The organism is Zavarzinella formosa DSM 19928, assembly GCF_000255705.1.
GTDB lineage: Bacteria > Planctomycetota > Planctomycetia > Gemmatales > Gemmataceae > Zavarzinella > Zavarzinella formosa.
The window spans coordinates 9,818-21,761 of sequence record NZ_JH636445.1 but is presented as its reverse complement, the minus strand read 5'-3'; the positions used below and the strand labels follow the sequence as shown (position 1 = coordinate 21,761).

General features: G+C 58.6%; 11 protein-coding genes. 3 read left to right on the top strand and 8 right to left on the bottom strand.

What is annotated here, in order from left to right:
• Nucleotides 1–6: 6 nt before the first annotated feature.
• From mqnC to BGIM_RS0132000, 8 genes are all read right to left on the bottom strand, one after another.
• Nucleotides 7–1,140, bottom strand: coding sequence for a cyclic dehypoxanthinyl futalosine synthase (gene mqnC / locus BGIM_RS53505; RefSeq protein WP_020473746.1), 1,134 nt, complete (start codon nucleotides 1,138–1,140; stop codon nucleotides 7–9).
• A gap of 59 nt (nucleotides 1,141–1,199) precedes the next feature.
• Complete coding sequence (locus BGIM_RS0132030; RefSeq protein WP_029631011.1) at nucleotides 1,200–2,012, bottom strand: menaquinone biosynthetic enzyme MqnA/MqnD family protein; 813 nt, start codon at nucleotides 2,010–2,012, stop codon at nucleotides 1,200–1,202.
• Between the two features lie 121 nt (nucleotides 2,013–2,133).
• A complete protein-coding gene (locus BGIM_RS58650; protein WP_020473744.1) occupies nucleotides 2,134–4,173 on the bottom strand; it encodes a hypothetical protein in 2,040 nt (679 codons plus the stop codon).
• A gap of 252 nt (nucleotides 4,174–4,425) precedes the next feature.
• Entirely contained in the window at nucleotides 4,426–5,433 is a 1,008-nt protein-coding gene (gene holA, locus BGIM_RS0132020) for a DNA polymerase III subunit delta (RefSeq protein WP_020473743.1), read from the bottom strand.
• A 6-nt stretch (nucleotides 5,434–5,439) separates the two neighbouring features.
• The gene (locus BGIM_RS0132015; RefSeq protein ID WP_020473742.1) at nucleotides 5,440–6,153 is read right to left on the bottom strand and encodes an NAD(P)H-hydrate epimerase; all 714 of its coding nucleotides are present in this window, start codon (nucleotides 6,151–6,153) and stop codon (nucleotides 5,440–5,442) included.
• On the bottom strand, nucleotides 6,153–7,049 hold the full coding sequence (locus BGIM_RS53495; RefSeq protein ID WP_020473741.1) for an alpha/beta hydrolase: 897 nt from the start codon (nucleotides 7,047–7,049) through the stop codon (nucleotides 6,153–6,155). The genes BGIM_RS0132015 and BGIM_RS53495 overlap by 1 nt, the downstream gene beginning before the upstream one ends.
• Nucleotides 7,050–7,095: 46 nt before the next feature.
• The gene (locus BGIM_RS0132005) at nucleotides 7,096–7,653 is read right to left on the bottom strand and encodes a hypothetical protein (RefSeq protein WP_020473740.1); all 558 of its coding nucleotides are present in this window, start codon (nucleotides 7,651–7,653) and stop codon (nucleotides 7,096–7,098) included.
• 77 nt (nucleotides 7,654–7,730) lie between these two features.
• On the bottom strand, nucleotides 7,731–9,188 hold the full coding sequence (locus tag BGIM_RS0132000) for an aldehyde dehydrogenase family protein (RefSeq protein ID WP_072022295.1): 1,458 nt from the start codon (nucleotides 9,186–9,188) through the stop codon (nucleotides 7,731–7,733).
• A 79-nt stretch (nucleotides 9,189–9,267) separates the two neighbouring features.
• Between BGIM_RS0132000 and nusB the strand changes: the two genes are divergently transcribed.
• The 3 genes from nusB to ftsY are packed head-to-tail and all read left to right on the top strand — an operon-like array spanning nucleotide 9,268 to nucleotide 11,645.
• Nucleotides 9,268–9,768 carry a transcription antitermination factor NusB gene (gene nusB, locus BGIM_RS0131995; RefSeq protein ID WP_029631006.1) on the top strand — a complete coding sequence of 167 codons (501 nt, stop codon included), beginning with the start codon at nucleotides 9,268–9,270 and terminating at the stop codon, nucleotides 9,766–9,768.
• Nucleotides 9,765–10,709 carry a PHP domain-containing protein gene (locus tag BGIM_RS58645; protein WP_020473737.1) on the top strand — a complete coding sequence of 315 codons (945 nt, stop codon included), beginning with the start codon at nucleotides 9,765–9,767 and terminating at the stop codon, nucleotides 10,707–10,709. Before nusB ends, BGIM_RS58645 begins: the two co-directional genes overlap by 4 nt.
• Nucleotides 10,710–10,733: 24 nt before the next feature.
• Nucleotides 10,734–11,645: a signal recognition particle-docking protein FtsY gene (ftsY, locus tag BGIM_RS0131985; protein WP_020473736.1), complete on the top strand. Its 912-nt coding sequence runs from the start codon at nucleotides 10,734–10,736 to the stop codon at nucleotides 11,643–11,645.
• The last annotated feature ends 299 nt before the right edge of the window (nucleotides 11,646–11,944 follow it).

The window sequence follows — 11,944 nt, the reverse complement described above, 5'->3', positions numbered from 1 at the left end:
AACCTGTTAAGCAATCACGGGAAGAGAGAGACTTGGGGTTCCCGTGGTTCGCAGGCCGACCGGCAAGGCCGGGCCTTCGTCGATGTATTCGTAATAGACGTTTCGTTGTCGGGGGATATAGCCCGCTTCGCGGATGGAGCGTTTGATCTGTTCGAGCGTCAGGTAATGCACGGTGCCGGCTGAGGCGACGACGTTTTCCTCGATCATCAGCGAACCCATGTCGTTCGCGCCGTAGAAGAGGGCCACTTGGCCGATCTTCGCCCCTTGTGTCACCCATGAGGATTGGATGTTGGGAATATTGTCCAAATACAACCGGGCAATGGCTTGGGTACGCAGATATTCAAACACGCCGACTTGCGGGAAGTGGGACATCTTGTGTCCCGGTTGCATCGTCCAGCAGATGAAGGCGGTGAAACCGTTGGTTTCGTCTTGCAGACTTCGCAACCGTTCCAAATGTTCAATGCGTTCGGGGATGGTTTCGATATGCCCGAACATCATGGTGCAGGTGGATTTGCCGCCGAGTTGATGCCACACCCGGCTGGCTTCCAGCCATTCGTCGGAGAGGGCTTTGCCTTTGGTCAGTTCCTTCCGAACCCGATCAACAAGGATTTCTCCGCCGCCGCCGGGGAGGCTGCCCATTCCGGTGTCTTTGAGTCGTTGCAGGACTTCCCGCAGGGGGATTTTGTTGATGCGGTGAAAGTGCCAGAGTTCCGGCGGGCTGAAGGCGTGGAGATTGACTTTCGGAAACCGGGCCTTCAAATCACGCAGCAGTTCTTCGTACCATTCCAGTTTCAGCGAGGGGTGCATTCCCCCTTGCATCAAAATCTGGTCGCCGCCGAGGGCGATGGTTTCTTCGATTTTTTTGTAAAGCACTTCTCGAGAAAGCACATAAGCATCGGCATCGGCCGACTTGCGATAGAACGCGCAGAAATCACATACGGCCGCGCAGACGTTCGTGTAGTTAATGTTCCGGTCGACGTTGTAGGTGCGATACGGTTCCGGGTGCAACCGGGTGGTGACGGCATGCGCCGCCCGGCCGAGGGCGTGCAGGTCCATGCAATCGAATAGTTTCACCCCCTCGTCAAACGAGAGGCGGTTTCCCGCGACGGCCTTGTCCAAAATTCGCTGGATATCCGACATCAAACACCCTCCTCAACCGATCCCGACAATCAATTGACTCATCATTTCATCGGCAAACATCAGGCGGCGACAAGCGGGGCGGCATATTCCCGCAATTCCACCCCTTCCGGGGCAAGATCAAGCTCGCAAGCCAGTTGATAAAACCGGCGAAGTCCGGCAAGTTCGGCCTCGCCTAAATCGAAGCTCAAAATATTGCTGAGGTACCGCCGACACATTCCGGCGTCCAGCTGAAGCCCCGGCGCTTCCCGCCACGCGATATGCCCGGCCCGTTGCAAGCCGTGATCGCGGGCCTGTCGAAGACCGGCATCGACGCCTCGCAAATCAACTCCCGGCCGCACGGCCCACACGGCGAAGACGAACGGCAGGCCGGTCCAGTCGAACCACTCTTGGCCGAGGTCGTAGGCGTAGGTGAAGCCCGGCAGGCAGGATTGCATCGCCCGGTCGCCGATCAGCAGCACGGCATCCGTGGTCATGTCATCCGCGGCGACCTCAATCGGCAGTTGCACCGTTCGGGGCCGAAGACCGTGTTTGTGGTGAAGAAGCACTTTCGTCAGGGCGGCACTGGTGCGGGAACCCTCGTCGAGGGCGACGGACTGGATTTGTTCCCACGGAACCCGGCTGAACAATGTCACACTCAGAACCGGCCCGCGCGAGGCGATCGACACCCCCGGCACATGGGTGTAATCCCCGGCCCGGAAGTATTCGATCACCGGGATGAGAGCGACATCTAGCTGGCCGTCTCGCATTTGGTCCGCGAGGCGGCTGGGAAGGTCGAGGCGAAGATCGGCGTTCGGGGCGAACGTGGTCAGGTCTTCGATGAGAGGCTTGGTGTTCAGATAGTTCACCGCCCCCACGCGCACCTTGGCGGGCATGGCCTGTTCTCCGGTCGGGGCGGTTCGCTTCTCCATCAGTTTGGTTTTAAGAACTGGAAACGAAACCGGCCCACGGGATTAACCGCGGGCCGGAAGGATTCACAACGATTGAGCGAGGAGCTTACTTGCCGCAGCAGTTGGCGATCCGGGTGAAGAAGCCGCTCTTCCATTCGGTGGCCACCGGCATGGCACACGGGTCACACACCGGCTCGCAGACGGGTTCACAAACCGGCACATAGCGGCAGGTTTGGTAGCTCACGCAGTACGGTTCCATGCTGCAGGTTGTCTTGGGCACGCACCGGGTGTGGGTTTCTTGGATCATCTTGCAGGTCGTGTAAGGAACCTGGCAAACCTTTTCCTCACACACCCAGTTCGTCCGGCAGCACCGCACCGTGCGGCACATTTGCTCGGGGACCATCTTGCAGACCGTGTAAGGAACCTGGCAAACTTGCGGTTCGCAAATCACATTGCACTTGCGGCGGGTTTCATACCGGACATGTTGTTCGGTAATCATCTTGCAGGTCTGGTAGCATTCCCGGCGGCAGAGCGTTTCACACACCGTGTAGCAGTGGCGGCGGGTTTCACACCGCACATGGTCTTCCTTCACCATCTTGCAGGTCGTGTACGGCACATTGCGGACGCATTGTTCGTTCACGGTGTAGCATTGCTTCCGTGTTTCATACCGCACGTGGTCTTCCTTGATCATCCGGCAGGTCGTGTAGGGGATGTCCCGCACACGCTCTTCGCAGACGGTGTAGCAATGACGGCGGGTCTCGCAACGCACGTGCTGTTCGGGAACCATCTTGCAGGTCGTGTAGGGGATGTCCCGCACATGTTGTTCCGGCACCGTGTAGCAGCGGGTGCGGTTTTCACATCGCACATGCTGTTCGGTCACCAGACGGCAGGTCGTGTAACATTCGTCCCGGTAGGTCGTGTAGCATTCCGTCCGGCAAACCGGCACTTGAACCGTCGTGGAGTACGGCTTGCAAACAAAGCTGCAAGACTTCACCAACTTGGTTTCTTCCTTCGGAACCCAAACCTTCTTGCAGGTCCATGTGCCCGGACATTGAACTTGGTAGCTCACCGTCTGCCCGTCACAATAACGGCTGGTGCAGGAACACGGGTCGAACGACCAGCAACCGGGGGTCTTGGCGCACTTCGTCACCACCGGGCCGGGACAATATTCCCGGGTTTCCACCCAGTCGCCGCCGCAGACCTTCACGCATTGTGTGGTTTCCACCGGCTCCATGCGATATTCCGTCCGGCATTCCGTCCGGTAATCGGTCACCTGTCGATAGCACGTTTGCGGAACCTTGCGAACATGCTGTTCGTAAACCGGCCGTTGCGTGCAGTAAGGAATCTGAACCTGATAAGGTTCCGTCACGGTTCGATAGGTGCAATATCGTTCTTGGCGAACGTGTTGCTCATACACCGGCTTGCACACGGTGTAGGGAATCTGAACCTGATACTCTTGCACCATCGGCTTGCTGACGGTGTATCGTTCTTGCCGAACATGCTGTTCGTACACCGGCCGTTGCGTGCAATAAGGAATCGCCACTTGGTATTCCTGCACCATTTGCCGGGGCACGGTATAGCATTCTTGGCGAACGTGCTGCTCATACACCGGGCGGTAGGTGCAATACGGAATTTGCACTTGGTATTCCTGCACCATCGGCTTTTGCACCGTATACGGCACGTCACGATAGTGAGTTTCGTAGACAGGTTTGCAAGTTGTGTACGGGATGGCGACTTGGTATTCCTCGACCTGCTGTCGATACGTGTTATACCGATGCTCGCGATAATGCTGCTCGTACACGGGCTTCATCACCGTGTAGGGTTGCTGCACATCGTAGTATTCAGTGACCGGACGTTGCACGGTGTAACGATGCTCGCGGAAGCATTGTTCGTACACCGGCTTGCACACTGTGTAAGGCTGTTGCTCCATCACGGTTTGATAGACGGGACGATAACAAACCTTGGTTTGTGTCTCGGTGACCGCTTCATACCGTACCCGATGCCGGACGGCCGGCATGCAGCATTGATCGCTGCTGAGGATGGTGGGGCTGGAATAAGAACACACGCCGCAAAAGGCGGCTGAGGAGTACTGCGTAAGGGCGAATACCCCCAGCAGACTAAACAGGCTGATCCGTAATTCCTTCATGAACAGGTCACTCGGGTCATGGAGTCTGATGGCGGAAATACCGTCCTGGAACGATTCCTGCGGTTACATGTATATTTCTGCCTTGCGGGGTTGGTTTCTCCAAGGCGATCCGGCGGTTATTTAGACAAGGAGGGGGGCTTGCACTGGCATGGCTGGCTTTCCGGGCATGATGCGGAGAATTGCAAGATCCCGGATAACCGGAATAATCAAAACAGATTCACAAAAAGTAATGTATTTGAAGCGCTGGGCGGCTCAGGAACGGGGGCGGGCCAGTCGCACGACGAGTCGTTCGAGTTGAAGTCGTTCGGGGAGTTCACTGCCTCCCTTGAGGCCGGAATTGAGTTCCAGAAGCCAGTCGTGGATCTTTTCCAGGCGGGCCATGCCGAGATGATTTAACTGACGCCGGGCGGCATCGCGGGCGGCGGGGAAGTTGGGCACTCCCGCTTTTGCAAAGGCATCTTCTAAAGTTGCCCCTTGCTTTCTGGCGCGGGCCACGCGGGCCAGCTTGCGAAGCTGGAAGCCCAACCCGCCGAGTAGCTTCATCGGTTCTTCGCCGTGATCGAGCAGTTCCACCAAAATGCGAACCGCTTCCTCGGTCTTTCCCTCGCCGACGGCATCCATGATCCGGAAGACAATCTGCTCGCGGCTCTTGCCCACGAGTTCGTCCACATCCTTCGCTTCGATGCTTGGACGATCACCGACAAAATCTCGAAGTTTTCGCAATTCCTGGTCAAGCTGGCCCATTCCGGTGCCGACCAATTCGACCAATAACTGAGAAGCCGGGGTGGCGATTTTCTTGTCGTAATGGGTCTGGCACCAATCGACGCACCAAAGCGGCAACCGATAATCCGGCGGCCCCTTGCACACCAGATGGGCGTCCTCCGGCAGTGCCTTCGCGAGTTTGGTGGTGGCGGGAAAGGATTTCACTTCCAGGACCAACACTCCGACAGACGAGGGCTGGGCGAGATATTTTTCCAGCGTCGGCCGGAACTTGGTGACGAAGTCCTCGGCCTGTTCGACAATCACCAAGCGAACTTCAGAGAAAAATGAAACGGAATCGAGTTCATTCCGCACCGTCGAGAAGTCGAGGTCTTCGCCGTTGTAGACGGTCAGGGCGTAGGCGGGATCGGTGTCCCCCAAGATGTGCGATTCAATGATCGTCCGACAATGTCGCTTGAGAAAGTCTTCATCACCGGACAGCACATAGACGGGCTGGCGTTTCCCCTTCGACTTCGCATTGATGAACTTCAGGGCATCCATCGGCGGTCACCCGGCGTCTCGGCGAGCCTCGTCAAGTAGTTTCTTCGGCACGCCAATGTCGATCACATGAATTTCGCCGGTGAACAATTTCGCGTTTGAATTTTGAAACCCCGCTTTGTGGGCGACGAAGGTGGCCGTGTGACCAGCCCGCACCGTCGGCCCCGGCGATTCGCCGCTGTTCGCGTTCAACCCGCTTGGCAAATCGATGGCGAAAATCTTCTTTCCGGAAGCGTTGATCGTCTCGATGGCTTGAGCATGCACTCCCGCGACGGGCCGGGTCAACCCGGTGCCGAACAGGGCATCCACGATCCAACCGGCTTGGCGACACGCTTCCTCAAAGGGCGCGAGCCAGTCGCCCGGTTCCAACAGATCGGTGATGACCAGCGGGATTTCGGCCGATTTGGCGATCTCGAAATTGATCGCGGCATCATCGGACAAACGGGGACTGCCCCGGCGGGTCATCGGGGCGAATAGTCGCAGTTCAACGGTAATGCCGAGATTTTGCAAATGGCGGGCGATCACAAAGCCATCCCCGCCGTTGTTTCCCTCGCCGCAGACGATGAGGACCGGTTCGCGGTCGGCGTTTAGACGGGCTAGCGTTTCGGCCGCCCCGCGTCCGGCGTTTTCCATTAGGAGAACACCGGGCATGTGGAAAAGGGCCATCGCCGTTGCGTCGATGGCCCGGACTTGTTCACGTGTGAGATACCAAGGTTCGTTCATCACTTCTTTTCTAGCAGTCCTTGCGTCTTCATCCATGCGGCCAATTGGTCGGGCCATTTGGCCAGCCCGCCATCGGCCCCTTTGGTCCACTTCGGATCACGGGCCAAGCCGACGCCGTGCGGCCCTTTTTCATGGATGTTCAATTCGGCCGGAACACCGGCTTTTTTCAGGGCCTCGTAAAACTTCTTGGCATTCTCCACCGGCACGGCCTTGTCGTCGGCCGTGTGGAAGATGTACGTCGGCGGGGTGTCTTTGGTCACTTGCTTTTCATTGCTGAAAAACTCAACCAGTTTCTCGTCCGGTTTGGCCCCGATCAGATTGTTGCGGGAACCGCCGTGCGTGGTTCCGGTTTCCATCGAGATGACCGGATACGCCAAAATGGCGAAATCGGGCCGGCAGCTTACTTTGTCAATCGGGTCGGCGGCATCGGCCTTGCCGGCGTCAAAATGCGTGGCGGCCGTCGAGGCGAGGTGGCCGCCGGCGGAGAAGCCCCAGACGCCGACTCGCTTCGGATCAATCTTGTATTTCTCCGCGTTGGCCCGCACATAACGGATCGCCCGCTGCACATCGTGCATCGGGGCGTTCATCAACGGTCCGGGCCGTTCCTTGGACGCGATGCGGTACTTCAGCACAAAAGCATGGACGCCGAGACCGTTTAGAAACTCGGCCACCTGCTTGCCTTCATGATCGTCGGCCAAAAAGCCATATCCGCCGCCGGGGCAAACCACGACGGCCGCACCGTTGGCTTTGTCGGCCGGGGCCGCGAAAACCATCACGGTCGGCTTGTTCTTATCCGGCGCGCCGACGACATCGGGAACTTTGCCGTCTTCCCACAACGGGACGACGGGTTCGCCGGCCCCGATCACGGAGGCAAGCAACAGGGAGAGAGAAAGCATGTGACGATTCCTTTGGGAAAAAGATTAGTCGCCGGGCGAAGAGGTTTCACGCCTTGACCAAGGTCCATTTCGTGCCGTGGGTGCGTGTTTTGTCGTACACGAGCCGCATGAGGGTCAGGTGCTTGTTCACCAGATTGGGAGTGACTTCCAATTCCGAGCCATCGGTGGCCTTGATCGTGAATTTGGTTTCCCGGTTCATGAACGGCCGGTCGTTCTCGTCCCGGCCGTCCTGTATGCGGGTTTGTTTCACTTCGGTGATGTCCTCGTAGGGGAACCAGCGGATTCCCTTGGGATGCTCGAAGGCCAGACCGTCTTTGCAAACGATGATCCGTGTTTTGCGGTTGTTGTAGGCCCAGCGCAGAGTCACCCAACCAAAGACGGCGACGAAGGGAAACACCAGTGCCTTCAGCACGCGAGCGTCAAAATGTTCCTCTGTCAGGGCATACCAGATCAGGAAGCCGGTCCCGCCGATCCCGGCGAGTATCATTAGCGGCCCCACGATAAAACCGGCGATCACATTTAACATGTTACCGGGGTAAAGCGCCACAAACGGCCCGAGTTTTTCGGTGATGCCGTCGATGTCCGGCGGGGGTTCGTTGTTCATTGCGATGCACCAAGGGGGAGAAAGTGTTTTTATGGAGAAAACCGAGCCGAATCCGTGACATCAATGCCAAATCGGCGTCACTTTCTGGCTTTCCATACTCCCCGCAACATTTCCCGGAAACCGGCCCAGCGGCTTCCGCGTTGTTCGGCATGTTTCCATTGCAACAAGCCGTTAAGAATTTCGGCCGTGCCCGGCGCGTCCGGGCCATCATAGTGCGGGCGAAAGCGGCCCGGGCGGGTGAGAACCGCCTGCGGGGTCGTCATCGCCATCAAGCCTTCCTCGCCGCGGGTTACCCCCCACCCGGCCGACCGGCAGCCGCCGAATGCCGCCGCCGGATGGGCGGTTGGCATAATCACATCGTTGACCACCAACGCCGACACTGTCAAAACTGCGGCCCATGCCTCAATTTTGGCCGATTCTTGTGTGAAGACGGAAGCGGATAGCTGAAAGGGGCTGGCCTTCCATTTGTAGTATCCATCATCGAAATCATCGAACGGCATCACGGCCGCAATGGGGGCGAAGGACGCCTCCCGGCAGACCGCCATTTCCGGCGTGGCATCCCACACCATTGTCGGTGGAAATCGGGGCGGGTCGTTTTCGGCGGCTGGGGGATTACCGGCAATTAACTTGGCCCCTTTTGCAAGGGCGTCATGGATGAGCCGTTCCGCTTGTTGTGCTTGCGGCCACAAGGCGAGAGGTTCGGCACGGGAGGCCGGGGCGTGCTTGCGGAGAGCTTCAATCATCGCGGGATAGACGGGCCGTTCCGCCAAAATTCGGCGAACAGCAAGGCAAGTTTGCCCCCGATTAAGCGTTACCCCGTGCCAGGCGGCCCGCGCGGCCAAATCGATGTCGGCATCCGCGAGGACGATCATGGCATCACACCCGGAAAGCTCCAGCGTGGAGGGGATCAGGCGTTCCGCGAGCCGAACCGCGATCTTCTTCCCGGCGGCCTCGGAACCGGTGAATACCAGATGGTCGATGTCCGTCTCGATCAACTCTGGCCCGGCTTCGCGGGTGGCGGGAAGCGTTGTCAATAAATGGTCGGGAAAGCCCGCTTCTTGGCACAAACTCGTGATTTTTTGTGCAACCGTGGGAGTGAGTTCGGAAGGCTTCCACAAGACAGCGTTTCCGGCAACGAGTGCTTGGATGATTGGCACAAGGTTCAGGATAATCGGATAATTCCATGTGCCGATCATCCCGACAACACCCCAAGGAACACGGTTAATGTGTTCCCGGCCGCCAAAGAGCCAAACCGGCCGGACACGGCGGCTCAAGTGTTTTCGTTGAAGAATTCGAGAAGCATTTCGTTCGAGAAACCAAAGGGCGTCGGCCGAGGGAAGAATATCCGAGGCGAGGACTTCGGTGGCCGAACGTTCGACATCTTGGGTGACGGTGAGGGCCAGTTCGCGGGCGTCGCGGGCCAATAAATGCCGCAATTTCCTCACCGGAACCAGTCTCTCATTAAGAGAGGCGCGGCCCCAGATTTGCTGAGCGGTTCTGGCGAGGCGGCAATGCTCGGCAAGGGTGTCTGGCATTCCGGATTTATAGCAAAGGTTGTCCCGGACTTGGCGGCTCTCCTAGATTAATGTTCTGACCCGGAGGATTTGGCCTGTGATGACGAGACGTTCCCGAGCGCGTGAGGTGGCTTTGCAGTTGCTCTTCCAGCGTGACTTAAACGCGGACGTGCCCCGGAAAGCCATCGAGCAATTCACCCGCGACCGGCTCGGCGTTCGTCGGGATGAAACGGGCCGAATTCGTCCCGAAGAGGCGGCGGCCTACGAGTTCTGCCTCGGTTTGTACGATGGCGTCGTGGAAGTGCTGAAAACACTGGACGCCCGCATCTCGGCCGCCTCGGAAAACTGGAAACTTCACCGGATGGCCGCGTCGGACCGGAACGTGCTGCGGCTCGGGGCTTACGAACTGGTTCATGCCAAGGAACCCACCCCGGCGGCCGTCGCGCTGGATGAAGCCATCGAACTGGCCCGGCGTTATGGCTCGAAGGATTCACCGTCGTTCGTGAACGGCGTGTTGGACAAAGTTTTTCGCGTCTACACGGAAGAAAAAGCGAAAGCCGCCCCATCGGCCCCGGTGGCCGTTGCGGAAACCGTCGGATGAATGGTTCCCGGTTCACCCAAATCTGTTCGCAACTGGCCCGGTTGCGCGATCCCTTTCGAGCCGACTTACACCTTCACACCAATTTCAGCGACGGCACCCACACCCCGGCAGACCTGATCGCCCGAGCCAGCGCGGCGAAGCTGGGGGCCATCGCCGTCACCGATCACGACACGACAGCCGCCGTCGCCCCGCTACGATCACTTGGCCGGATGCCGACAGTCATCGCCGGGGTGGAAGTCGACTGGAACCGATCCGGCTTTTCGTCGCCGCAAAATCCGGCCATGCCGGAAGTGATCGCCGGGGTGGAAATCACTTGTGTCTGGCATGGCCGGGAAATTCATCTTCTGGGCTACTTCATCGATCCCACGAGCGAGCCGCTTCAAACCCGCCTGCGTTGGGTGCGGGATGGCCGACGGGAACGGGCCATTGAAATGGGGCGGCGATTACCGGCCCTCAAGGCGTCCGTTGAAGAACGAGTCGCCCTGCTCTCGCCCGACGTGTCGCTCGGCCGTCGGCACATCGCCCGTTGGCTGATCGAAGAGAAAGCGGCCGGTTCCCTGCATGACGCCTTCACCCGATTGCTCAATCAACCGGAGATGAAGGAGATTCCCAAGCAACGGCTCCCCTTGGAAGAGGCCATTCAACTGGTTCGGCAAGCGGGCGGCGTGAGCAGCTTCGCCCACCCGCCGGAAGAGACGACGCGGGAAACGCTTGCCGAGATGCAATCACTCGGGTTGGATGCGGTCGAGGGGGAATACCCGTGGCCATCGAAAGCCCGAGGGAAGCGTCTGCGAGAGTGGGCGGCCGAGTTGGGTTTGCTGGTCACGGGGGGCAGCGACAGCCACGATCCGGCCCCGGCGACACGAAATGTCGGGAGTCGGGCCATCGGACGCCCGGAACTCGATAAACTACGGGCGTTGGCGAACGAACGACGCGGATGATCGCAAAGGGATATCAAGACTGCCATGTTCGGGAAATTCTTCACGAAGCTGAAAAAAGGACTGACCAAAACCCGTGACGTCTTCACGGGCGTCGTCGATCTATTTCGTGGTCGCGGCCGGGTGGACAAAGCCTTTTTGGAGGAACTGGAAAAACGCCTCTATCTCGCGGATGTCGGCGGCTATGCCGTCGGTGTGATCGTGGAGCGAGTGCGGCAGGGATTTCTCGACAAAGAAGTCTCCGACGACGTGCAAACTTTCGTGAAGCAGCAACTCCGCGAAATGCTCACGGACGCCTCGCCGGGCATCAATTACACCATGAACGGCCCGACGGTGGTGATGATCGTCGGCGTCAATGGTTCCGGCAAAACCACCACCATCGCCAAACTGGCCAACCGGCTGAAAAGCGAAGGCAAAAAAGTGGTGGTGGCCGCGTGCGACACCTTCCGGGCGGCGGCCGTCGAACAACTGACGGTCTGGTGCGAACGAATCGGCTGCGACATCGTGAAAAACGCCCAAGGCAGCGACCCGGCCAGCGTTGCCCACGATGCCTGCGAAAAAGCCAAGGCCCGCGGCTTTGATGTGCTGATCGTGGACACCGCCGGCCGATTGCACACGCAGGCCCACTTGATGCGGGAACTGGAAAAAATTCACAAGGTCGTCACCCGCCAAATTCCGGGAGCGCCGCACGACACGCTGATGGTGCTGGACGCCACCACCGGGCAAAACGCCGTCACGCAAGCCGAGATGTTCTCCAAAAGCGTGAAATGCACCGGCATCGTCCTCACCAAACTGGACGGCTCGGCCAAAGGGGGCGCCATCTTCGCCATCAAGCAAAAAGTCGGCCTCCCCGTGAAATACGTCGGCGTCGGCGAAGGGATCGAAGACTTGGATGTCTTCAACCCAGATGAATATGTGGAAGCGTTGTTTCAGAAGTGAGACGGCCAGTTTTTCAAAACCCGTGAAGCCGCGACTCGAAGGCTTTGCGGAGAGGAGCGCGTCCCGAGACCGTCACACAAGTCCTCGAATCAAGGTCTTTGGTGACAATCTCCGGACTCGCTCCTCTCCGCAAAGCCTCCGAGTCGCGGCTTCACGGGTTTTGCTTCAATCAATTTTGCTTGATCCGGAGTTCAGAATCCGGAGAACCCGCTCTCACTTCTTTACACAATACAGTGAGTCCGTGCTGCGGATCAGCACCGATTCCCCGGCGACCGACGGGGTGGACCAGAACATTCCCT

Bases quoted from the DNA above. Each gene is read 5' to 3' on its own strand.
- BGIM_RS0132030 (WP_029631011.1), bottom strand. From the start codon at position 2,012: ATGCCCGCCAAGGTGCGCGTGGGGGCGGTGAACTATCTGAACACCAAG.
- ftsY (WP_020473736.1), top strand. From the start codon at position 10,734: ATGTTCGGGAAATTCTTCACGAAGCTGAAAAAAGGACTGACCAAAACC.
- mqnC (WP_020473746.1), bottom strand. From the start codon at position 1,140: ATGTCGGATATCCAGCGAATTTTGGACAAGGCCGTCGCGGGAAACCGC.
- nusB (WP_029631006.1), top strand. From the start codon at position 9,268: ATGACGAGACGTTCCCGAGCGCGTGAGGTGGCTTTGCAGTTGCTCTTC.
- holA (WP_020473743.1), bottom strand. From the start codon at position 5,433: ATGGATGCCCTGAAGTTCATCAATGCGAAGTCGAAGGGGAAACGCCAG.
- BGIM_RS0132015 (WP_020473742.1), bottom strand. From the start codon at position 6,153: ATGAACGAACCTTGGTATCTCACACGTGAACAAGTCCGGGCCATCGAC.
- BGIM_RS58645 (WP_020473737.1), top strand. From the start codon at position 9,765: ATGAATGGTTCCCGGTTCACCCAAATCTGTTCGCAACTGGCCCGGTTG.
- BGIM_RS53495 (WP_020473741.1), bottom strand. From the start codon at position 7,049: ATGCTTTCTCTCTCCCTGTTGCTTGCCTCCGTGATCGGGGCCGGCGAA.
- BGIM_RS0132005 (WP_020473740.1), bottom strand. From the start codon at position 7,653: ATGAACAACGAACCCCCGCCGGACATCGACGGCATCACCGAAAAACTC.
- BGIM_RS0132000 (WP_072022295.1), bottom strand. From the start codon at position 9,188: ATGCCAGACACCCTTGCCGAGCATTGCCGCCTCGCCAGAACCGCTCAG.
- BGIM_RS58650 (WP_020473744.1), bottom strand. From the start codon at position 4,173: ATGAAGGAATTACGGATCAGCCTGTTTAGTCTGCTGGGGGTATTCGCC.